Below are 22,400 nucleotides of genomic sequence, written 5' to 3' on the forward strand. Positions count from 1 at the left end.
AGGCAGTGGCTTCATGACGACATCGACACCGGTGTCTGGCCCGAGTGTGGAACTTCGCATCGGGGGAATGACCTGCGCCTCCTGCGCCAACCGCATCGAGCGCAAGCTCAACAAGCTCGACGGCGTGGCCGCGACAGTCAATTACGCGACGGAAAAGGCCACCGTCACGGTGCCTGACGGATACGATCCGGCGCTGCTGATCGCCGAGGTGGAGAAGACGGGCTACACCGCCGCGCTCCCGACACCGCGCACGCCGATGCCCTCCGACGCATCCGGTGACACCCCGCACGCCGTGGACACCGCCGACCCCGAACTGGCGTCGCTGCGGCACCGCCTGAGGGCCTCGGCCGTCCTGACGGTGCCGGTCGTCGCGATGGCGATGATCCCGGCGCTGCAGTTCACGTACTGGCAGTGGGCGTCGCTCACGCTGGCGGCCCCCGTCGTCGTGTGGGCAGCATGGCCATTCCATCGGGCCGCCTGGGCCAACCTGCGACACGGCACCGCGACCATGGATACGCTCATTTCGCTGGGCACCGTGTCGGCGTTCCTGTGGTCGCTGTATGCGCTGTTTCTGGGCAGTGCCGGCGCGCCGGGTATGAAGCATCCCTTCGCGTTCACCCTGGCGCCGTCGCATGGCGCCGCCAACATCTACCTCGAAGTCGCCGCAGGCGTAACCACGTTCATCCTGGCCGGACGCTACTTCGAGAAGCGGTCCAAACGGCAGGCCGGAGCGGCACTGCGAGCCCTGCTCGACCTAGGCGCCAAAGACGTATCCGTCCTGCGCGGGGGGACGGAAACCAAGATCGCCATCGAAGAACTCGTGGTTGGCGACGATTTCATAGTCCGTCCGGGGGAGAAGATCGCCACCGACGGCGTGGTGGTGTCCGGTTCCTCGGCTGTCGACGCCTCGATGCTGACCGGCGAAGCGGTACCCGTGGAAGTCGCTACCGGCGACACCGTGGTCGGTGCCACCGTCAACGCCGGCGGCCGGCTGGTGGTGCAGGCCACTCGCGTCGGCTCGGACACCCAGCTCGCGCAGATGGCCCAGCTAGTCGAACGCGCCCAGACCGGCAAGGCCGAAGTTCAACGCCTGGCCGATCGCATTTCCGGCGTCTTCGTACCGATCGTCATCGCTATCGCCGTGATCACCCTCGGCGCCTGGCTGGGGGCGGGATTCTCAGTCGCCGCCGCGTTCACCGCAGCGGTCGCGGTCCTCGTCATCGCCTGCCCCTGCGCCCTCGGGCTGGCCACGCCCACCGCCCTGCTGGTGGGCACCGGCCGCGGCGCGCAAATCGGCGTGTTGATCAAAGGTCCCGAGGTGCTCGAATCCACCCGCAAGGTCGACACCGTGGTGCTGGACAAGACCGGAACCGTCACCACCGGCAAAATGACGCTGGTCGATGTCATTACAGCGCCGGAAACCCAACGTGCGGAGCTGCTTCGACTGGCCGGCGCCCTGGAGAACGCCTCCGAGCACCCCATCGCCCAAGCCGTCGCCGCCGCGGCGGCCGAGGAACTCCACGCCTTGCCCGTTCCGGAGGACTTCGCGAATGTCGAAGGTAAAGGCGTCCACGGCATCGTGGATGGACACGCCGTCGTCGTCGGGCGCGAATCACTGCTGGCCGACTGGGCGCAACACCTCAGCCCGGATCTGTCCCACGCCAAGGCCCGCGCGCAAGCCCAGGGAAAGACCGTGGTAGCGGTCGGGTGGGACGGGCAGGCGCGCGGTGTACTCGTCATCGCTGACACCGTGAAACCGACAAGCGCACAGGCAATCTCGCAGATGCGTGACATCGGTCTGACCCCCGTGTTGCTCACCGGCGACAACGAAGCCGTCGCTCGACAGATCGCCGCCGAAGTCGGCATCGACGACGTCATCGCCGAAGTCATGCCCGAAGGCAAGGTTGACGTCATCGCAGGCCTCCAAGCCGAAGGCAAGACGGTCGCCATGGTCGGCGACGGAGTCAACGACGCGCCCGCCCTCGCCCAAGCCGACCTCGGTCTGGCGATGGGCACCGGCACCGACGTCGCCATCGAGGCCTCCGACATCACCCTGGTGCGCGGTGATCTGCGCAGCGCCGTTGACGCGATCAGGTTGTCCCGCGAAACACTGTCGACGATCAAAACCAACCTGTTCTGGGCGTTCGCCTACAACGTCGCAGCGATCCCCGTCGCAGCACTGGGCATGCTCAATCCGATGCTGGCCGGAGCCGCAATGGCATTCTCCAGCGTCTTCGTGGTGGGCAACAGCCTGCGCCTGCGCCGCTTCAAAACCACTTCCGCCGACACCACCAGTTAAATCACCGCCACCTGTGAGGAGAACCAATGTCCGAGAATCAGAACCGCACGTCAGCCTGCTGCTGCAGCGGCGCAGCCGACAAAATCGATACCTCACCCATCGACCCTACGGCGAGGAACCTGCTTGACCTCGGATCGCAGAACGAGACCACCTGCCCCGTGATGCCCGGCACGCCGGTGAACAAGACGGTCGCCGAAGCGGCGGGACTATTCCGTGACTATCGCGGTCGGCGTTACTGGTTCTGCTGCAAGGGATGCGGACCACGCTTTGACCGCGACCCCGACAAGTATGCCGCCGTCGCATGACCGCGACCCTCGTCGCGCACTCCTCGCCGGGCACCCGAAGTTAGTCACCACCACGCACAAGGAAAGCGTCATGACCCACGCCGACAACACCAGGCACTGCCCCTCAACAGGCACCACCCACCACGGCTACATCACCGATAAAGACAAATACCTCAAGCGATTGAAGCGCATCGAAGGCCAAGCCCGCGGCATCAGCAGAATGATCGAAGAGGAGCGGTACTGCATCGACATCCTGACCCAAACAGACGCGCTCACCAAAGCCCTCCAAGGTGTCGCGCTGGCACTGCTTGACGACCATCTTCGCCACTGCGTCCGTGACGCCGCCGCCACCGGCGGACCGGCCGCTGACGCCAAACTCACAGAAGCCTCTGAAGCCATCGCCCGCTTGGTGCGTTCCTAACACCCACATCATCAATGCGCGTCGACTGAAACGCGAAGCCTCACAAGGAAAGAACATGACAAACCGCGATGACCACGGCGTAGCAACATCCCACCCTGGCGGGCACGCCCACCACCAATTCCCCAGCGCACACCCTGACACCCACCCACACGGCGAACACCACGGCCATGACAATCACACCGGCCACACGGGCCATAGCGGCCACGGCGGTGACCACGTGGCCCAATTCCGCAAGCTCTTCTGGATCAACCTGATCATCGCCATACCGGTCGTCGCGTTCTCGACCATGTTCGCGATGCTGCTCGGTTACGACGTCCCTGACTTCCCCGGCGCACGCTGGATCGCGCCCCTGCTCGGGACAGTGATGTACGTCGTCGGTGGCCGCCCGTTCCTCACCGGTGCGCTGAACGAGATCCGTTCCCGTAAACCAGGAATGATGCTCCTGATCGGACTGGCGATCACCGTCGCTTTTTTCGCGTCCTGGGGCGCGAGCTTGGGCCTGCTCCACCACGAGCTGGAATTCTGGTGGGAACTCGCCCTTCTCATCGTCATCATGCTGCTCGGCCACTGGGTAGAAATGCGCTCGCTGGCCCAGACCACCTCAGCGCTGGACTCACTGGCAGCACTACTTCCCGACGAAGCCGAGAAGATCGACGGCGACCGCACCGTCACCGTCTCGCCGACCGACCTGCACGTCGGCGATGTCGTTGTAGTCCGACCCGGCGGCAGCATCCCTGCCGACGGCAAGATCGTCGACGGACGCGCCGACATGGACGAGTCCATGGTGACCGGCGAATCCCGGCCCGTTACCCGCGGCGTCGGGGATCCCGTAACAGCCGGCACCGTCGCCACCGATTCCGGGCTTCGGGTCGAGATCACCGCCACCGGCGACGACACCGCCCTAGCAGGCATCCAACGCCTAGTCACCGAAGCACAGAATTCGTCCTCGCGTGCCCAGCGCCTTGCTGACAAGGCCGCCGGCTGGCTGTTCTGGTTCGCCCTGATCACCGCCGCGATCACCGCGGCGGCATGGACAATCGTCGGCAACCCCGATGCCTCGGTGGTAAGAGCGATCACCGTGCTGGTCATCGCCTGCCCTCATGCGCTGGGCCTGGCGATACCACTGGTCGTGTCCATCGCCACCGAACGCGCCGCCAGAGGCGGCGTCTTGATCAAAGACCGGCTGGCCCTGGAAGGTATGCGCACTGTCGACGCCGTGCTGTTCGACAAGACCGGCACCCTGACGAAAGGCGAACCCACCGTCACCGCCGTCGAGGCGACCGGAGACGACGACGGCGACACCGTGCTCGCGCTCGCCGCCGCCGCCGAGACCGACAGTGAACACCCCCTGGCGCGGGCCATCGTGAAAGCCGCCGAGGATAGGGGATTAACCGTGCCGCGCGCCAGCGGCTTCTCGTCCTCTCCTGCCGTCGGTGTGACTGCGACGGTCGACGGGCACGAAATCCGAGTGGGCGGCCCCCGACTTCTCGAAGAAGTCGGCGCCCAGGAGGTCCCCGCGGCCACCGCGTGGCGCGGCGAAGGCGCCATCATTCTGCACGTCATCCGCGACGGAGAGGTGCTCGGCGGCCTGCGCTTGGCCGACGAGATCCGCCCCGAATCCCGCGAAGCCGTCGATGCGCTTCACAAGCTTGGCGTGCAAGTCGTCATGATCACCGGCGACGCCGAAGCCGTCGCCAATAGTGTAGGCCACCAGCTGGGCATCGACCGGGTGTTCGCGGGGGTGCGCCCCGAAGACAAGGCGTCGAAAGTTGCTGCCCTGCAACACGAGGGCAAAAGGGTTGCCATGGTCGGCGATGGAGTCAACGATGCCCCCGCCTTGGCGCAGGCCGATGTCGGCATCGCCATCGGTGCCGGCACTGACGTCGCCATCGCTTCCGCCGGTGTCATCCTGGCCAGTTCCGACCCCCGCTCGGTGCTGTCGGTCATCGAGCTGTCCCGCGCCAGCTACCGCAAGATGAAACAGAATCTCTGGTGGGGCGCCGGGTACAACCTCATCTCTGTGCCCCTGGCTGCTGGTGTGCTGGCACCCATCGGCATCGTGCTGCCCATGTCGGTCGGCGCCATCCTCATGTCACTGTCAACGATCGTCGTCGCGCTCAACGCGCAACTTCTGCGCCGCCTCGATTTGACGCCCGAGGCGAGCACCCGCGCCGTTCTCAACCGTTAGGGGACGGCCCACCATGTGGAGCAGCCGGCGACCATGTGAAGTTCGAATCGCCGCTCCCAACCATGTGGAGCTTCGCACGAAGATGAGGGAATGCAGTCGCCGGTCGAATTCTCGATTATCCGTCGACCGCCGGTACCTTCGGATGCGCCGTAGACGGCGTGTAGCTGAGCGACGAGCCACCCAATCGGAGCCGGGGAAGCGGAGGAAGGAGACCAGTGACCGACCTCGCCACTGTCGAAAATTCGATTCGACGACGGTCGTTCGGCACCCTGTCGACGCTCGATAGCAGCGGCAACCCCCACGCGACGGCCGTCACGTACGCAGCGGCCGGTGAAGGCACAAACCTGACGTTGTACATCACGACCCGTACTACGAACGTCAAGGTTGGCAACATTCGACGACGACCACAGGTAGCCTTCGTCATTCCCGTGCCGCACCGCTTTCTCCCCATGATGCCGCCGGCAGCTGTCCAGTTTGCGGGGTCGGCCGAAATACTGAACCACGAAAACGCCGACGCGCGAGGGGCATTCCATGCGGACTGGTTTCTCCGTCGCATTCTCGCCGCCGAGGAGCGCATCGTCGCTCAGCGTGCTGAGCTGTGCTTCATCGCGGTCCGGCCGAGGCGATGGTTATCCACCTACGGCATCGGAATGTCGGCCCTCGACATCGTGCGTCATCCGGGCGACGCCATCGGGCGGGCAGACCTGACGGGCGGAAACTAGCCGTCAGGCCGTGTATTGGCCATACAGACGTAGGTCAATGCACATGGTCGTGGTCTTGGTGGTCGTCTAGCGGCGTCGCCGCTGGAAGCGGCTCGCTGATGGGCACGGGCGTAGCCTGCTCAGGCGCGCCGCCAGAGCCAGCGCCGGGCGCAGGAGCTTCGACTGGGCGCACGGCAGGCGGGGGAGACGTCGGCTCCGGATCGTGATTGTGATGGTCGTCGACGTGTTCTGCACTGGTTGCGTGATCATCGGAGGCGGGCTCCCCAGCGGGCGCTGCAGGGGATGGTTCAGGATGGCTGTGATGGTCGTCAGTCTGCTCTGCACCAGGTCCGTGGTGATGAGCCCCTGCTTCAGCGCTGGCTGGGGCGTGGTGGCCGTGCCGTAGACCAGAGGCAGCGCCCACGGTGGACGCCAACGTGACGATCCCAATCGCGCCCAGGAGCACCATGGCGCTGCCGAAGGCGGGCACCGGTTCTCCTTGAAGGCCGCGGTGCCAGACCCAGCCAGCGCCCATGACGACATAGATCTGAAGCAGCAACGCGCATAGATCCGCGGCTTGTATCAGTTCGGCTTGACCGGCGTGGGGCCCGAGCGGCGCTCCCGCGGTTCTCGACACGGACCAAAGCGCAATAACGGCAAGGTTGACCATGATGCCAAGAGCTAGCACCGGGGTGGTGGTACGGGTGAGTACTAGCCGCGCCCACAACAGTTGGAATAGCGCGATGCCAGCGAAAAACAGGCCCGCTGGCATCCATTCCTGCCAGTGCGTGGGAACGACGGCGAAGTGGATGACAGAAGCGCCTAGTGAGGCGAGCGCGGCAAGCCGAGCCGCTAGCCGGCTGTCGGTCTTCTTCGCTGTCCTAGGCGCCACCGAACCAGGATGACAGCGCCACCCTCGACACTGGCTGCATGAGGCCACATCTCAATACGAACGAGATTCATTCGTCATCAACTACTGCCGTCCTACGTAGATGGCGCGATGCGATCCTTCGTCTGCGCGTCTCAACCACCGCCGTTCGGCGATAACCAACACCGGCTTCTCTTGAGACCTCGCCGATGCGGCAGTAGCGCACGTCGCTGTTCGCGTCCGGAAATGGCTCAGATTGTCGACGGGACTACGCGTGTCACCGTGTCCTGGGGCGGAGTCGTATTTGCAGTTGTTGACGAACGTCCTGGTGGATATCAGCACGAATGGTTGGGGCAACTTCAAGTGTCGCCGCCAGTGCGTAGCGAATTGGTGCCGCCAGGCGTCCTGCGTCGACGCGACAGTCGACGTTGATCTCCAGCGCATCGCTGGCAGTGAACACGACGGCCCGCTGACCTTCAAGAATCTCGTGTTGAACCGTACCGTTGCGGGACACGCGCGCTTCAGCTTCCAGGCGCTCGACTCCCAGTGGCTGACGCGGCGGCTCGAAAGATAAGCGGGCCATACGATGTCGGCGCGTCGCTGTGTTGACCGGGGAAAGCCAGGCCAGGGTTATCGTCAGCCGTCGCCAGTCGGTCGTCGCAGCCAGGCTGGTCGGCAGAGGCAGTGCAAATGTCTGGCGTTGGTCGGCTGTGATGGACCCGGCGCCGAGGAGGAGAACTCTGTTGGTCGCGGCTGTGACGATCCGTTCGGCGTCGATGGCGCCGTAGCCAAGTAGCTGAGAGATGTCACGACGGTTGAGATCGGCGCCGCCGTCTATGGTGCGGGTCAGCCCCTCGCGCATGGCGCCCCAGGATGCGGCGTGAACAAGCAAAGCCTTGGCAAGCACAGGATGGTATTCGGCGGTGGCGAACGGTGGTTCGCCGTCGGCGGACTGTAGGGCTTCAAGCACATCGAAGATGTGGTCGGCGGTGCGCGTCGCGAGGGCGGTGGCGTTGCTGGTTCCGTGCAGATAGGCCGTTCCGTTGAGCGCGCCGCCGTGTCCGGGTGCGGCGACGCGCATACCGGGGCCGGTGATCGTTGTTTCCGCCGGATACAAGGTCGTGGTTCCTTCGGCCGAAGTCGGACGCTGGTGCAGACTTCGACCGCCGGGCAGCAGTATTTCCGGTTTTACCGAGTTGCGGTGGCCGAAACCCACGGGACTGTAGAGCGCGGGCATTCCCGCGTCGGCGGTGTCGAGCACCGTGTCGCTGGTTGGGGTGGTCGCGGCGTCTGCATGCAGGGCTCCCACGGAGATGACGTTCACTGCCTCAGCGGGGGAGAGGAGTCGTCGACGGCGCGCCTGCGCGTACATGGCGGTGCCCACCGCGCGCCGTAGTGCGGATACATCGAGCAGCGCTGCTGCGGGGATGTCGGCGTCAATGGGATGGTTGCCCGCGCTGACCAGGATGAGCACGTTGTACGTGTGGGCGAGCCAGTCCAACAATTTCGCTAGGGGGCTGATGCGGCGCACGAACATCTGGATGGGGTCGCCGATGGACAAGTTGACGATTCTCACGCTGGGAGCCGCAGGATCGTGTTGGCCGTGTCGCTCGAACAGGCGTCGAAAGGCTTCGTGGATGAGGTCGACTAATAGCCGTTCCCTCAGCACGGTTTCGCCTTGGCCACTGAATGGGTGTGGCTGCATGATCGGCCGCACGTACACGCGGCGCTGTGTTGGTCTGCCGGGAGCGTTGAGGTCGCCGTGGCAAATCAGCGACGCCATGGCGGTGCCGTGCTGCATCTGTGATGCGGTATAGGACGCAGCGATCTGGTCAGGATCGTCGATGATCAGTCGTTCGGAGAGGGCGATGTGACCGGCCATCGGCAGGCCATCGAGCAGGGCGATCCGTGGACGTCGGTCGGTGGGCTTCACCGAAAACACTTCGGGTTCAACAGGTTCGTCGGAGGGCGCTGCTGACGGAATGGTCATCGGCCGTGCCGGGGACACATACATGATGGTGTCGGTAGTCAACAGTGCGATCGCGTCGGGCCCGCGATCAAGGACCGCTTCGACCTGACTGTAGGGGATATCAGCGAGAATGGCGTGATAGCCGATGCCGGTGAGTGTCGATTGAGTGATGACTTGGCCGCCGGCTGCGGTGATGAGTTCCCGTACAGTCGTTTCGGCAACCGCCCGGCGGGCGGCATCGCGGCGGAACCACAGCTCGACTTCGACGCGGGCCGTGGTGGCTGACTGTCCCACGACGGCGACGTCTTCGCGCCAGCGCTCCAGCAGACCGGTCTCGCGGACCCGATCTTGGGGTCCCCAGCGCCTCACCTCGCGCAACAGCGAAAAGACCTCGCGTAAGGGCGCTAACCCGAAAGGCATTGCTGCATCGCGGTTCTCCTGCCATCGCGCGAAGAGGGTGAGGAGCTCAACGACGGCCTGGCTGTTCGACATCACAACATAGAGACTGTCGGTCACGGCATCGTCGCTCGGTTCGCCATCGCGTACGGCGTGGAAGTCGTCGTCGGCGGCGAACTCGTCGCCATCAACTTCGAGGAGGAACTCTAGGCCGGGCACACGGGCTGCGGCTCGCGCGAACTCGGCTACGGGCGCGGCGAGGTCGAAGACCACCACAAGCTCGGGATCGGCTTCACTGGTGTCGCCGTCCACGTCGACGCGCCCAGCCTGCAGAGCCTCTTGGAGAGCGGCGAACTGTGGTGCTAGCCGCTGCCCTTGCCGGGCCGGTTCCGGTCCGGCGATGCGAGTTCCAGGAAAGCGGGGCGCGCCGGTAGGTATAGGCCCGTTCACCGGGGCGCCGAACGACAGCGGTGGACGCGGAGAGGTCACATCTCCCTCATGGCGTTGCGCTGCTTGAGCCGTTCGCGCACCACATCCTCGACACGGCCATCGGGTAGCGACAACACATAGCGCCGCATGACATCCAGCGCGAACTCCTCAATGTCGGCGTAGCTGGCGCCCGCAAGCTTGTCGGCGAGGGTGCGCGGCGCCATACCGAGGTTCCCGCCGAGCCGCACACGCAGCTGCTCGAGAAAAGCCGTGGCCTGTATGCGCGACGGGGGAGGCAGTGTTAAACGCACCTGAAAGCGGCGCCACGCCGCGCGGTCGAGCAGTTCGCCATGGTTGGTCGCGCAGACGGCGACGACGTGGGAGGGCAAGCGATCGATCTGTAGGAGCAACGTCGAAACGACGCGCTTGATTTCGCCGGTTTCGTGCGCGTCGGAGCGCTCCTTTGCGATGGTGTCGAACTCGTCGAAAAAGAGCACGCAGCGCCGAGTCCTTGCGAACTCGAAAACGTGATCGATTCGACTCGTTGTCTCTCCGAGAAAGCTAGATACAACTCCCTCGTAACGCACGGCGTAGAACGGCACCATCAGCTCCGCTGCCAATGCTTCAGCAAGCGAGGTTTTACCGTTACCAGGCGGACCTTCCAAAAGGATGCGGTTACGCGGTTCCAGGCCGTGGCTGCGGAGAAGCTCGCTACGGTGATGCTCCTCGATGATCTCGGTCACCGCCGCCGTGACGGCAGGCGCCAGATGCACCTCTGACAATCGCCGCTTAGGCACAATTTCGGTGACCAGATCAGCGACCTGGCGGGCGGTGTCATCACGGGCGAGCAGGCTGCGAGCACCGGCAGTGGTGATCAATTCGGACAGACGATCAGCCACAAGATGGTGCTGATTGTTGCGCTCCTCGGCGATGATCGCCTCCACCAGCATGCGAAAGCGGGCGACGTCGCCACGCTGCTGCGCCTCGACCAGATCAATCACCAGGTCAGACCTCGCCATGGCCCCCTCCTTGCACAATGCCGCTCGCTCGATCATTGCAGATGCGCGCACCACCGCGGGTTCAGCGCCGCACAATGTGGTGCTCTCTAGCAGCGCCAACAGCCTCCAGATAGCTGTCCGAGGATTCCTTGCCCGCTCGGCCACCGGCCGCGCGCTGGCTGGCCCACAAGCTGCCCGGAGGTGTCTCTGGAGGCGCAGTGGTGTGCCGCTAGCGATGGTCGGCGCTGGTTGACTAGCTGATTGGTGTGGACGCGACACCCGTTCCAATCGGCGGGCTGATCATCGCGTCCTAGAGGGCGGCGACTAATGCGGGGTCGGTCCGGCGTCGAAGGCGGCCACGTCCAGGGAAGGCCGGTTACTGTCAGCCCAACCGGAAACAAGTCCTTGACCGTAGGTATCGACGTGGCAGTGCGAGGCGAGCGAATCCTGGCAGCAGCGCTGGCAGCAGCGGGAAGGCGGCGATTCCGGAACCGGATCGCCGGGCAAGCCGCCCGCTACTGGTCGGCGCCCACAGGATCGGCCTGGGAAGCGAACTCACACTGGCGCAACGGAATCGGTGATCAAGCCTGGCTGGAGGTCGGTGACGACCACTGGAAGATCTATGAAACCTTCGCCCGAGCCCTTAATTCGCCCAGCCCGAACACGGTGATGGAGTGGGGCGCCGGCGGCGGGGCCAACGCCGTGGCTTTCGCCCCCCATGCGCAGCGGTTCATCGCCGCCGACATCTCCCAAGAAAACCTCGACGAATGCGTCCGACAAGTCCGCGCGACGTGCACGACACCCGTCGAGACACGGCGCATCGACCTCGCCTGCCCCGAACAAGCTGGGCCCGCTTCCTGACTGACATCGAGCGATTTTGGTTCTGGTGGTGGTCGGTGGTGTGGGTGGTGGGTGATACTGCCGTTCATGTCCTTGCAGGGCTTGGTCGATGCGACCGCAGACGCGCTCGGTGGTGCGCGCGAGTTGTACGGCCCGGCTGCGTCGGCGTCGGGGTTGCCCTCGACGAGTGGGTTGCAGAACCTCAAGACTGATCTGCGGGTGTCGGTGGATACGGTGCCGGCGACCTGGAGTGGTCGTGGGGGAGAGGGCTACAAGCTGACTGGCGGCGGTGGTGTGGCCGCTTTGGACAACGTGATCGGTGCCGATCGGGGGGTGGGCCCGCAGGTGGTGGCGGCGTCGAACGAGTCCCGTGATGGCCGCGCCGGGATGAATGGCGTGGTGAGCGATACCCGGTCGGGGGTCAATGCGATCGCCCCGAGCACTGATACCCCGGCGGGCAAGCAGGTCCTGGTCAATCATCTCGAAGGCCAGCTCGACCGCGCCAAGGCCCTGCTCACCAAATCCGAACAGCGAAACGTCGCGTTGGCGAACATGATTCGTTCTGCTGGTGGTGGTTACGGTGGCCGGCCGATGGGCGGCGGCATGTCGATGGGCGGCGGCATGGGAATGCCCATGGGTGGCGGCGGCGGATCGCCGATGAGCGGCTTCGGCGGCGGCGGTCTTGGCGGCCTCGGCGGCCTGTTCACCCCGATCGCCAAGGCGGGACTGGCGAGCAGATCGTCGTCCGGTCGATCCAGCTCGTCCGGTGTGCCGGGTATGCCGGGGCTCGACCGGCCAGGTCTGGCGAACGAGTCGCGCCTGCAGAAGTACACCCGCCGTCTCAGCCGCGCAATCAGTGCCGCCTTCCCCGAAATCACAGACATCGGTGGGTTCCGGCAAGACTCGCTCAAGTGGCATCCGTCCGGGCTGGCCATCGACGTCATGATCCCGCAGTGGGACACCCCCGCCGGCAAGGCGCTCGGTGATCGGGTGGTGCAGTTCGTTCAAGCCAACGCGCAAGAACTCGGGCTCGATCACGCGATCTGGCGCCAAAGTCAGCACAACGCGGACGGCAGCTCGTCGGGAATGTCGGATCGCGGAGACCCCAACCAGAATCACTTCAACCACGTCCACATCGCCAGCATCGGCGGCGGCTACAGCGGATACTGACCCGTCCTAGGTCGCGTTATTCGAGTGTCTCCGCAGCCTTTTGGATGGACTCGCGGCTCTCGTGCACCTCGCGCATCACGGCAATCGCGTCGTCAAAGGATTCGGCGTCGGGCAGGCTGGCCGCGATCAGACTTTCCATCTTGCGCATGTTCGCGTCGAGCGCGTTGAGCGCCGCCGCGCGTGCACCGGGATCATTGAGCTCGCTGGTCAGTACCTCCAGACAGACCGCGGTGATGGCCACGACGGCCGAGGCGATGGAGAGCGCCTGACCGTACTGGGTGGCGTTGCGCATCCCGCCGGCCGAGGCCAGGCGCTGTTGGAGAACTTCCGTGGGGTCGACGCCGGTATCGGGGTCGCGCGGAGGCACCTTCGGCGGATCTTCGCCGTCGCGGATGGCCTGGAACGTGCCGCGCGGCCATTGCAGTGCGTCCTCCAGTTTGGGCACGGTGCTCACTCGAGGCGGGCCAGCCCCGCGTTCGAGCCTGGTTGCCGTGCCGAGCGACACCCCGGCGATCTCGGCCAACGCACGCTGGGATAACCCCAGCTCAGCGCGGCGACGCGCAACGCAGTCCCGCAGTCGCGCGAGCGAAGGGTCAAGAGCATCGCCGCTGGCAGGCGTGGTTTCGCCCGCTTCCTCGTCGATGTCGCTGCCCACACTGAAAGTGAACCACATGCAGGCGGAACAGACACGTATCTGACTACGTGCCGGGTCCGCAGGTTTGACCCGTGTCCGCCCACCTGAGTGCGCCACAAATGACCAACTAAGGCGCAATGTGTCCGCCCCGAGCGGCGGGTTGCGAAGAATTTTTTGGGGCCGGTGCAGAGCTACATCGCTGCCCACCTTCGCCTGGGGATACTCCTCACAAGAGCAGTTAGAGCGCCTTTTTTCCGAGGTGTTCCTGGCTGGCGCTGGGCTGCGCGATCGTCCATATGTCGGCGTCCGCCGTGGACAGTTGAAGATTTGTGCTGCACAGATGCCGATCGGTGGGGTTATGATCACCTCATGCTCAATAAGGGCACAACTAACACACAATTACAGACCAGTTTGCGAGGTGGTGTCATGACACATCTAGTGGCCAATCCGGTCAAGATGGAGATCAACGGGCTTTGCAACTACTCCGACCCCGAGGACTGGTTCGACTACCGCAAGACCAAGCAGTGCAAGCGGATCTGCGGCAACTGCCCACTGCGCCAGGCCTGCGCCCGTAGCGCCCTGGCCCGGGGAGCCACCGATGGTGTGTGGGCAGGGGTGGATCTGCCTGGAGCGCACGCCTCGGTCGAGGAGCACCTCGTTGCGCGCCGGCAGCTGGCGATGGTGGTTTCTGCGATGGATCATCAGCCCGAGGCGCACCGTCTACGGTGTCTGGCGATCCGCGAAGCGATGCACAACGCCACGTTCCCGGGCACCGGGGCGTTTGTCGCGGAGTCGGCCAGTGCCTAGTACGGGCGCGAGGACCTGCGCCAACAGAATCCTGCGGGACTACCTTGTCGCCGCCCTGCGCTGTTCGACGCACCCGCTGACCACAACGCAGCTACGCCAGGGCGCGCCGGCCGTCGCCGTACAGGGCAGCACGCGCCCGCTGCCGCCCACCCAGGAAGCCATCTACCGGCTGCTACGCATCCTCCACAGCGAAGGTGCCGTCGTCGCAACCGAGGTCGGCGCATGTCGGCGCGCCTGGTTCGCGACAGTCGACCCCGACGCGGACCGCGAGATAGCCAGTCTCGATGCCCTATTCACTGCGCCCAGCGCCGCCGCTGCGCACCGACCTTCGACATTCGATCCATGCCGGCGACGCCACTGACCGCGGACGTGCTCGCCGCACTAGAGCGCATCGGCTGCCCGGTCAGCACTACCGACTTATGAGGTGGCTCAACCGCGACCGCGCGACTCCGCTCGTCGTCGACCAGGTGTACCGCGCGCTGGAGGCGCTGCGCTCGCGCGGTGCGGTGCAGCGCATGAGGTCGGCAAGCAACAAGCGGATCCGCTACTGGGACATCGCGACCAGCAGTCCCTGCCGGTGCGGGCGTCAAGCAACACCCATCACGACCGCCGCTGAGCACCGGCGGCAAAGCCCAAGGAGGACAACCCGATGAGCAGCAGCTTCGCCCGGCAGAGCACGCCGACTCAACGACGGACGGCCCCTCAGCGCGGCGCCCACATCACAGCGGTGCCCCATTACGGCCGCCGAGAGCAGCAGTGGCACAGCAACTACAAAGCCCTCCTCGCCTTCGTCGCCGAGGCCGGCCACGCGCAGCCAATCGAACGCATCACCCGGGAAGGATGCAGCATCGGGACATGGGTTGACACCCAGCGCGCCCGCTACCGATCGGGCCGACTGCCACTGCACCAGCAAAACCTGCTCGAAGCCGTCCCCGGCTGGATATGGACCCCTGATCGGTCCGCGGAGTATCAACGCATCTGGGACCAAGCTTTTTCCGCGCTGCAACAGTTCGTCGACACCCATGGCCATGCGCAACCGCAGTACAAGTCCACTGGGGGAAGAATCAGGCTTGGCGTCTGGGTCAGCAAGCAGCGCGAGTTTCACCGCGAAGGAGTCCTCGCCCCGGAGAGGGCCCGCCGACTTGAGGCGCTGCCGGGCTGGGAATGGGAGCCAGAACAGGCGAGAGCCGCCCGTTCCTGGGAACGGGCCTTCGAGCTGCTATGCGCCTACGCCAGCGCCCACGGTGAGGCCCGGCCGCCGTGTGACCACATGACCGACAATGGTTTCAGCCTGGGCGGGTGGGTCGGCCGACAACGGGATGACTACCGAGCAGGGCTTCTGTCTGCGGAGAAAACTCAACGCCTGGGAACGCTGCCGGGTTGGGTGTGGGACGGCAGAGAACTAGTTGCCCAGGGCCGGAAAGCATTGTGGGACCGGAACTTCGGTGATCTTGTCGCCTATGCCGCCGAACACGGGCACGCGAGCCCTGGTCTCGATGACGCGGCATACCGCTGGGTGGTTATTCAGCGCAGACGTTATGCCAGCGGACGACTTGCCGCCGACCAAGTGACGCGCTTGGAGACCCTGCCCGGGTGGCGCTGGCGCCTGCGCAGCGTGAGGCGAAGCTGGGATGACTACTACGCGGAATTCCGTCGCTACGTCACCGATAGCGGTCACGCGAGGCCGCCGGTCAGATTCCGCACCGCTGACGGGTTGGCGTTGGGCCAGTGGACAGTCGACCAGCGCCTCGCCTATCGCCGTGGGCAGCTCACCGCGGATCAGGTTCGCCGGCTCGAACAGGTCCCGGAGTGGTCATGGAAGACCCTGACGCCGCCGAGGCCGACATGCTGACAAAAAACCCAGTGCCTCGCGCTCTGGTCGTCGAGAACGCCAGCAACGGTGCTTTCACCCCCGGCATCGTGCGGGTACGTGTACGCCCTTGGAGTCGGCGTATTTCGTCGTGCAGCTGCGGGTGGCGCGGCCGGCGACGGGTGATGCGATCGCGAAGCGTTCTGGACGCACTACTGCACGCGGCCTCGCGTGGATGTCATCCGGCGGTGCCGCTCGTCGACGTTGACATTGGTCGGCGGCCATGACGCCGAGGGTGCCAATGGGCATCAGTGATCGGCGGTTACGGGCGTTCTTCGCCACTCGGGGCTACCCAGACCCCGCCACTGTCAGCCAGGAGAGGACAATATGGGCCGCAACAGAGCGCCGGACCCGAACCAGCCGGATCTGTTCAGCATCCTCGACGAGGCAGGCGGTGACGGTGATCGATCCGGAGATTCTCAAGGCGGTGCAGACCGTCTACTCGACAGATCTGAGCCTGCCCGAGGAATGGACGCAGGAGCGCCGCAACCAGTTCCTGACCGCCGAAGCGGACAAAATCAGCTCGATGGCAGCCAGTATGGCCGAGGAGCTGTGGGAGAAGGCGCTCGCGGCCTGGAGTCGTCAGCGCCACGGCCAGACCCCGAATCACGCGACCAAGGTGGCACTGCTGCAGGCGGCCCGGGCGCAGGCAGCTCAGACGGTGCTGAACAACGAGCTGTACGACCTGATCGAGACCGACGAGACCACCCCGGAGTGGGAGAGCCCCGACCCGATCTCAGACCCGGCGCAGCTCAGCTGGGAGCAGCGCTGGACGAACCCGGCTCATCAGAGCGAGCCGACCGAGGCCCTCGAAGCGTTGATCGACCGTCTGTGGCCGGCCCCGGACTTTTCGGGACCGTTCCGGATCAAGGCGGGCTACCTGACATCGGCCCGGGCCGAGGACGGCTTGGCGCTACCCGCCCGCCCCGAGGACCCGTTGACCGCCGAGTTGGCGCAGATGATCTACCGCGACCTGCGCGCGGACGGACTGCCCGAGCGATAGGCCCCCAGGTCTCGCTCTTCGACGACCTTGCCGACGATGTTTCCGACGACCTGGCCGATGATCTCGCAGCCGATATTGGCTCCGAGATGGGCGCCGACAGCGCCGCCGAGCCGCACGCGGATGAGCGCAGTGACGCAGCGGACACCGCGGCAGTCGACCCGCCGGTGGCTACAGCCGCCGGCGAGCCTGCACTGGCGCAACCCGCCGTCGTGGCAGAGGAGTTTCGCAGCACTGCCGACTTCCCGGCCAGCACTGATGTTCTGGTGCCCTCAGGTGCGAAAGCGCGTGCCCGCGCCAACCTCGCCGCCATCGAGCTGGTGCACACCCTGCGCGACGCCGGTCGACCGGCAACCCTTCCCGAGCAGCGCATCCTGGCTGCCTGGTCGGGGTGGGGAGCCATCCCGCAGGTCTTCGACCCCCGCGCAGAAGACTTCGCCGCCGAACGAGCGCGCTTGGCCGGTCTGCTCACCGCCGAGCAGTATCGTCGCGCCCAGGCCTCGATCCTCAACGCCCACTACACCGACCCCGCCGTGGTGTCTGCGGTTTGGGATGCACTAGGTGCGGCGGGTTTCTCCGGCGGCCCGGTACTCGAACCGGGCTGTGGCAGCGGCACATTCATCGGCCACGCGCCCGAGGGCGCCACCCTGGTCGGTGTCGAAGCAGACGACATCACCGCCGCCATCGCCTCACTGCTCTACCCCTCAGCTCAGGTCCGCCATGAAGGATTCGAGACCACCCGCGTCCCTGACGGCAGTTTCACCGCGGCAATCGGCAACGTCCCGTTCGGGCGGTACGCCTTAACGGACCCGCTGCACAACCCCCGCCGTCACAGCATTCACAACCACTTCATCGTCAAGTCGCTGTCCCTGGTCGCCCCCGGCGGATACGTTGCCGTGCTGACCAGCCGCTACACCATGGACTCAGTGAAAACGACTGCACGCCAGGACATTGCGCAGCGTGCCGATCTTATCGGGGCACTTCGGCTTCCGTCGCAGGCTTTCAGCCGTGTCGCCGGCACCGAGGTGGTGACCGACCTGCTGATCTTCCGCCGCCGCGAGGAAGGCGTCCAGGTCGATCTCGACACCTTGGACTGGATCAACACCGAGGACGCCGATCTGGTTGACCCGCGCACCGGCGGCGAGGAACAAGTTCCCGTCAACGCCTACTTCCTCAACAACCCGCACCGCGTCTTGGGTGCCACCGAGCTGGGTCACGGTCTGCACGGCTCGCCCCAGCTCGCCGTGGTCGGCGCCACCGGGCACGACTTGGCTGATCAGATTCGCGATCAACTCCAGCCGATGATGGCGGCGGCGGTCGCGCGCGGCCGCGGTCTCACTGCCCGCAGCGAGGACCTCTCCGGCGGCATCGAGGACGGCTTCGCGCCCGGGCTGCGCACCCAGGCCGCTCAGGTCGACGACCCGCCCCTGTACACGCTGCGCTACAACGCCGGCTCCCGCAGCATCGACTTCTGGGCCGGGCATGGCTGGGAGCCGAACAAGACGCCCAAGACCCTCATCGAGGAAACCCAGGAGCTGATTGCGCTTCGTGAGGTGGCCACCGCGCTGATCGCTGCCCAGCGGGATGGCGAGCCCGAGCATGACCGCGACCAGCTGCGCGCACACCTGAACACGCTCTACGACAACTACGTCAGCAAGCGCGGACCGGTCAACCGCTTCGAGTGGGTGCAGCGCAACGCCACCCAGGCCCTGCACGACAAGCGCATCGCCAAACTCGAAGCGACCTGGCGCGAGCAGGAGGGCACCACCGGCCGCCCCTACGACGGGCCCGTGCCCGCCGAAATGGTCGAGCAGTGGGAAACCGAAGCCTGGCAGCCACCGGAACCGTTCAAGAAGTTCCGCCACCTCGAAGGCGGCATGCGCTACGACCCCGGCTGGGCGGTCGTGTCCTCGCTGGAGGACTTCGACGAGGAGACCGGAACCGCCACCAAGGCACCGATTTTCAGCCGCGACGTCCTCACCGCTGACATCGAGCGCACCACCGCCGACACCCCCGAAGAAGCGCTCGCGATGAGCCTCGATCGGACCCGACGCGTCGACGTCGACCTGATCTCCGAGCTGCTCGGCATCGGTGAAGACGACACCCGCGCCCTGCTCGACGGCCTGGTCTACCCGAGTCTCGACGATCCCGACGAGCTAGTCCCGGCCACCACCGCGCTGTCAGGCAACGTGCGCTCCAAACTCGCCGCCGCCATCGAAGCCGCCGACACCAACCCCGCCTACGAGCCCTACGTCGCGGCGCTGCGCGAAGTGCAGCCCGAGCAACGTGAAGCCGAAGACATCAAGGTCCGCCCCGGCGCACCGTGGATCCCGGCCGCGGTGATCGCCGCGTTCGCCGAAAAGACCTTCGGCATCAACGGCGTCACGGCCGAACACATCGGCGGCCGCTGGACAGTCGACGTGCCCGGCTACAAGCGCCACGGCCGCCTCATGACCGACGAATGGGGCCTACAGAAGCGCAACTTCGACGCGGTGAGCCTCCTAGAAGCGGTCTGCAACTCCAAAGCCGTGGTCATCACCACCGAAGAAGGCGATGTCGACGCCCAAGCGACGTTCGCCGCGCAAGCCAAGTGCGCCAAGATCACCGAGGAGTTCACCCGCTGGCTGTGGTCAGACGACGAGCGCCGCGACACCCTGGTTACCGAATACAACCGACGCTTCAACTCGCTGCGCGCCCCGGTCTATGACGGCAGCCAGCTGCGGCTGCCGGGCCTCTCCGACCACTTCACTCCGCACTACTACCAGCGCAACGCCGTCGCCCGCATCACCAACGAGCCCTCCACCCTGCTCGACCACGTGGTTGGCGCCGGGAAAACGGGCACGATGCTCATGGCCGCGATGGAGCTGCGCCGCCTGGGCCTGGTCCGCCAGCCCTGGATTGTGGTGCCCAACCACATCATTGAGCAAGTAGGACGCGAAGCCAAGCAGTGGTATCCGGCCGCCAACGTCCTGCTCGGCTCCTCAGCCACCAACGCCGAAGGGCGCCGGCGGTTCATCGCCCAGAGCGCTGCCAGCGAGTGGGACATGGTAATCGTGCCGCAATCGGCGTTCACCGCCATCAGCGTGTCCAACGATGTGCGCACCGCCTACGCCGAACGCCAGCTCGACGAGCTGCGGGCCCAGTTGCAGAACGCGACCGTCGAGCGCAGTCAGAAGGCCATCATGCGGGCCATCAAGTCTGCCCAGGCACGCCTGGAGAAATTGATGGCCGCCGAAACCAAAGACCTTGGACTGCGTTTCGAGGAATCAGGATGTGACTACCTCCTGATTGACGAGGCGCACATGTACAAGAACAAGCAGCGTGTCTGCAACATCGAGGAGCTGTCGTGCGCGACCGCCGCTCAACGCGCTGAGGACCTCAGCCTCAAACTCGACGTGCTGCGCGAGCGCCGTCACGACGAAGCCCGGGCCCGCGGCATTCCTGAGCACGCCGTCGTCGAGCGCGTGGCCACCTTCGCCACCGGCACCCCGATCGCCAACTCCCTGGGCGAGCTGTTCGTGATGCAGAACTACTTGCGCCCCGACCTGCTGCAGGCAGCCGGTGTATCCGACCTCGGCGACTGGGGTGCGGCGTTCACCGCCACCCACACCAGCATCGAAGTCAACGCCACCGGCACCAAACTGCGGCCGGTCACCCGCGTCGCCAAGTACACCAACCTGCCCGAGCTGCTCGCACTGACAAACGCCTATACCGATGTCGTCACCCGCGACCAGGTGCCCGTGCAGCTGCCCGAGCTGCGCACCGGCGCCCGCCAGATCGTCAGCCTTCAACCCGATGTCGAGGTCGTCGACTTCATTGCCGACCTCGGTTGGCGGGCCGACCATCTCGACGCGCGAAAGCCGCAGCGTGACAACATCCTCAAGATCAGTAACGACGGCCGCAACGCGTCCCTCGACCCCAGGATGGCCCACCTCGGCGCACCCACCCACAGCCGAGCCGCCGAGGTCGCCGAACGCGCCATGGGCGTGCAACGCCGGCTGGCGGATCGCCAGTACCGAGACCGAGACACCGGCGAACTGCTCCCGACCCGGGGCCCGCTGCAGCTCATGTTCTGCGACCGCGGCACCCCCTCGAAGGATCCACGCCAGTTCACCATCTACCAAGCCATCAAAGACGAACTTGTCGCCCGCGGAATGCCCGCAGAATCCATCCGGTTCGTCCACGAAGCCCGTACCCACGCACAGCTCAAAGCCCTGTTCGCGCAATGCAACCGCGGCGACGTCTCAGTCCTCATCGGTAGCACCGAGAAGATGGGCACCGGCACTAACGTGCAATCCCGGCTGGCCGCCCTGCACCACGTCGACGTCCCCTGGCGTCCGGCCGACCTGGAGCAGCGCGAAGGCCGAATCCAGCGCCAAGGCAACCAAAACGATGAAATCGACATCTTCAACTACGTCACCGAATCCAGCTACGACACCGTGATGTGGCAGCGTGTCCAAGCCAAGTCGCTGTTCATCGAGCAGATCCGCCGCAACGAAGTCCTCGATTCCGAAATCGAAGACCTCGGTGGCGGAGACATCGGCGCCGCGGCCGCCGAAACGAAGGCCATCGCCACCGGTGATCCCCGGTACCTTCGCCAGGTCGAACTCGACGACACCGTGCGCCGCCTCAGCGCCCTGGACCGGGCTCACCAGCAGTCGGTGCGCAACCGAGACTGGCAGGTCCGCGTCCTTGAACGCGCGATTCCGGCCAAGCAGGCCGACATCGAGGCCCTGGCACCCGTGGCCCAGGCCGCCGCTGACCGCGGCGACGCACCGCACCGCATCGTCGTCGGCGCCGACACCTTCACCGATCGCACCGATGCCGCCGCCGCCCTCACCGCGGCTTGCCGGCGGGCCTACATGGCCGGCAAGGATCGCGGCGCCTCGCGCTACGAGCCGATCGGAGCCGCCATCAACGGCGTCGAGGTCCTGGGCGCCCGCGACCTCACCCACGACATGCTGCTCCTCAAATTGGACGTACCCTCGCGCACCACCGAGATCGACGGCGCTGAACTGCTGGCCGCCGGATCGGCTCTCGGGCTTGACGTGTCCGGGCCCAAACAGCTGGGGTTGCTGCGCCGCGTCGAAAATCTCTACACCGGACTGCCCGACCACCATGTCCGCCTGCAGCGCGAACAGGACCGCCAGAGCGAGGAACTCGACGACCTGTTGGCGAATCCGCCGGCCCCGTTCGAGCAGCGCAGCGAATTGGAAGCCAAGCAGGCCGAGCTGTCCGCACTGACGTTGGAACTGCGGATGGCCGCCGAGAGCCCCGAGGCGAAGGCGCGCGCCGAAGCCGCCAGTCAGCGGATGAAGATGCGCGGCCGTGAACCGGGGTGGAGTCTGACGCTCAACCCCACGCCGGCGCTGGTCGAAGAACTCGGCTACCCCAACGCCGACGCGGTGCGCCGCGCCGTGCGTATTCGGGAACGGATGGCGCTTGAACACCACCAACGCGATATCGCTCCCCGCGACCACGACCGCACCCGCGACGAGGACGGTCCCAGCCTGGGCCACTAAGCAC

Annotated in this window: 15 protein-coding genes; 11 read left to right on the plus strand and 4 right to left on the minus strand. The window is 65.8% G+C overall.

From position 1 onward, the window contains the following. Positions 1-13: 13 nt before the first annotated feature. The 5 genes from CEX88_RS21750 to CEX88_RS21770 all read left to right on the plus strand — a co-directional run bounded on the left by CEX88_RS21750 (position 14) and on the right by CEX88_RS21770 (position 5,914). Entirely contained in the window at positions 14-2,299 is a 2,286-nt protein-coding gene (locus tag CEX88_RS21750; protein ID WP_094295103.1) for a heavy metal translocating P-type ATPase, read from the plus strand. Positions 2,300-2,325: 26 nt separating this feature from the next. Then, positions 2,326-2,604 (plus strand): YHS domain-containing protein, encoded by a 279-nt coding sequence (locus CEX88_RS21755; protein WP_011856767.1) that lies wholly within the window; start codon positions 2,326-2,328, stop codon positions 2,602-2,604. Positions 2,605-2,674: 70 nt separating this feature from the next. Continuing rightward, positions 2,675-3,004, plus strand: a complete 330-nt coding sequence (locus CEX88_RS21760; RefSeq protein ID WP_011856766.1) for a metal-sensitive transcriptional regulator — start codon at positions 2,675-2,677, stop codon at positions 3,002-3,004. Positions 3,005-3,059: 55 nt separating this feature from the next. Then, complete coding sequence (locus CEX88_RS21765; RefSeq protein ID WP_094295080.1) at positions 3,060-5,192, plus strand: heavy metal translocating P-type ATPase; 2,133 nt, start codon at positions 3,060-3,062, stop codon at positions 5,190-5,192. A 215-nt stretch (positions 5,193-5,407) separates the two neighbouring features. Then, positions 5,408-5,914 (plus strand): pyridoxamine 5'-phosphate oxidase family protein, encoded by a 507-nt coding sequence (locus tag CEX88_RS21770; protein WP_094295081.1) that lies wholly within the window; start codon positions 5,408-5,410, stop codon positions 5,912-5,914. A gap of 34 nt (positions 5,915-5,948) precedes the next feature. Here CEX88_RS21770 and CEX88_RS26415 read toward each other — a convergent pair whose 3' ends face one another. From CEX88_RS26415 to CEX88_RS21785, 3 genes are all read right to left on the minus strand, one after another. Further along, entirely contained in the window at positions 5,949-6,833 is an 885-nt protein-coding gene (locus CEX88_RS26415; RefSeq protein ID WP_094295082.1) for a hypothetical protein, read from the minus strand. Positions 6,834-7,038: 205 nt separating this feature from the next. Further along, positions 7,039-9,438, minus strand: a complete 2,400-nt coding sequence (locus tag CEX88_RS21780) for a S8 family peptidase (protein ID WP_238382154.1) — start codon at positions 9,436-9,438, stop codon at positions 7,039-7,041. 173 nt (positions 9,439-9,611) lie between these two features. Continuing rightward, positions 9,612-10,574, minus strand: a complete 963-nt coding sequence (locus tag CEX88_RS21785; protein ID WP_094295104.1) for an AAA family ATPase — start codon at positions 10,572-10,574, stop codon at positions 9,612-9,614. A gap of 402 nt (positions 10,575-10,976) precedes the next feature. Here CEX88_RS21785 and CEX88_RS21790 point away from each other — a divergent pair, with 402 nt between their 5' ends. Next, positions 10,977-11,414: a hypothetical protein gene (locus CEX88_RS21790; RefSeq protein ID WP_238382155.1), complete on the plus strand. Its 438-nt coding sequence runs from the start codon at positions 10,977-10,979 to the stop codon at positions 11,412-11,414. 66 nt (positions 11,415-11,480) lie between these two features. Further along, on the plus strand, positions 11,481-12,563 hold the full coding sequence (locus CEX88_RS21795; RefSeq protein WP_094295105.1) for a VldE C-terminal domain-containing protein: 1,083 nt from the start codon (positions 11,481-11,483) through the stop codon (positions 12,561-12,563). A gap of 16 nt (positions 12,564-12,579) precedes the next feature. Here the strand turns inward: CEX88_RS21795 and CEX88_RS21800 are convergent, their stop codons facing one another. Then, a complete protein-coding gene (locus tag CEX88_RS21800) occupies positions 12,580-13,218 on the minus strand; it encodes a helix-turn-helix domain-containing protein (protein WP_238382156.1) in 639 nt (212 codons plus the stop codon). Between the two features lie 405 nt (positions 13,219-13,623). On the opposite strand from CEX88_RS21800, the gene CEX88_RS21805 reads away from it, so the two are divergent. The 4 genes from CEX88_RS21805 to CEX88_RS21825 all read left to right on the plus strand — a co-directional run bounded on the left by CEX88_RS21805 (position 13,624) and on the right by CEX88_RS21825 (position 22,396). Then, positions 13,624-14,004 carry a WhiB family transcriptional regulator gene (locus CEX88_RS21805; RefSeq protein ID WP_094295085.1) on the plus strand — a complete coding sequence of 127 codons (381 nt, stop codon included), beginning with the start codon at positions 13,624-13,626 and terminating at the stop codon, positions 14,002-14,004. 649 nt (positions 14,005-14,653) lie between these two features. After that, positions 14,654-15,856, plus strand: coding sequence for a helicase associated domain-containing protein (locus tag CEX88_RS21815; protein WP_094295087.1), 1,203 nt, complete (start codon positions 14,654-14,656; stop codon positions 15,854-15,856). Between the two features lie 412 nt (positions 15,857-16,268). Beyond that, on the plus strand, positions 16,269-16,877 hold the full coding sequence (locus CEX88_RS21820; protein WP_238382157.1) for a hypothetical protein: 609 nt from the start codon (positions 16,269-16,271) through the stop codon (positions 16,875-16,877). 86 nt (positions 16,878-16,963) lie between these two features. Then, on the plus strand, positions 16,964-22,396 hold the full coding sequence (locus tag CEX88_RS21825) for a DEAD/DEAH box helicase family protein (protein ID WP_238382158.1): 5,433 nt from the start codon (positions 16,964-16,966) through the stop codon (positions 22,394-22,396). The last annotated feature ends 4 nt before the right edge of the window (positions 22,397-22,400 follow it).

The sequence above is a fragment of the Mycobacterium neumannii genome (assembly GCF_002245615.1).
Taxonomy (GTDB): Bacteria; Actinomycetota; Actinomycetes; order Mycobacteriales; family Mycobacteriaceae; genus Mycobacterium; species Mycobacterium neumannii_A.

What these genes read in the sequence shown, in the direction of transcription:
- CEX88_RS21785 (WP_094295104.1), bottom strand. Translation starts at nt 10,574, where the DNA reads ATGGCGAGGTCTGACCTGGTGATTGATCTGGTCGAGGCGCAGCAGCGT.
- CEX88_RS21755 (WP_011856767.1), top strand. Translation starts at nt 2,326, where the DNA reads ATGTCCGAGAATCAGAACCGCACGTCAGCCTGCTGCTGCAGCGGCGCA.
- CEX88_RS21765 (WP_094295080.1), top strand. Translation starts at nt 3,060, where the DNA reads ATGACAAACCGCGATGACCACGGCGTAGCAACATCCCACCCTGGCGGG.
- CEX88_RS21760 (WP_011856766.1), top strand. Translation starts at nt 2,675, where the DNA reads ATGACCCACGCCGACAACACCAGGCACTGCCCCTCAACAGGCACCACC.
- CEX88_RS21750 (WP_094295103.1), top strand. Translation starts at nt 14, where the DNA reads ATGACGACATCGACACCGGTGTCTGGCCCGAGTGTGGAACTTCGCATC.
- CEX88_RS21825 (WP_238382158.1), top strand. Translation starts at nt 16,964, where the DNA reads ATGGGCGCCGACAGCGCCGCCGAGCCGCACGCGGATGAGCGCAGTGAC.
- CEX88_RS21815 (WP_094295087.1), top strand. Translation starts at nt 14,654, where the DNA reads ATGAGCAGCAGCTTCGCCCGGCAGAGCACGCCGACTCAACGACGGACG.
- CEX88_RS21805 (WP_094295085.1), top strand. Translation starts at nt 13,624, where the DNA reads ATGACACATCTAGTGGCCAATCCGGTCAAGATGGAGATCAACGGGCTT.
- CEX88_RS21795 (WP_094295105.1), top strand. Translation starts at nt 11,481, where the DNA reads ATGTCCTTGCAGGGCTTGGTCGATGCGACCGCAGACGCGCTCGGTGGT.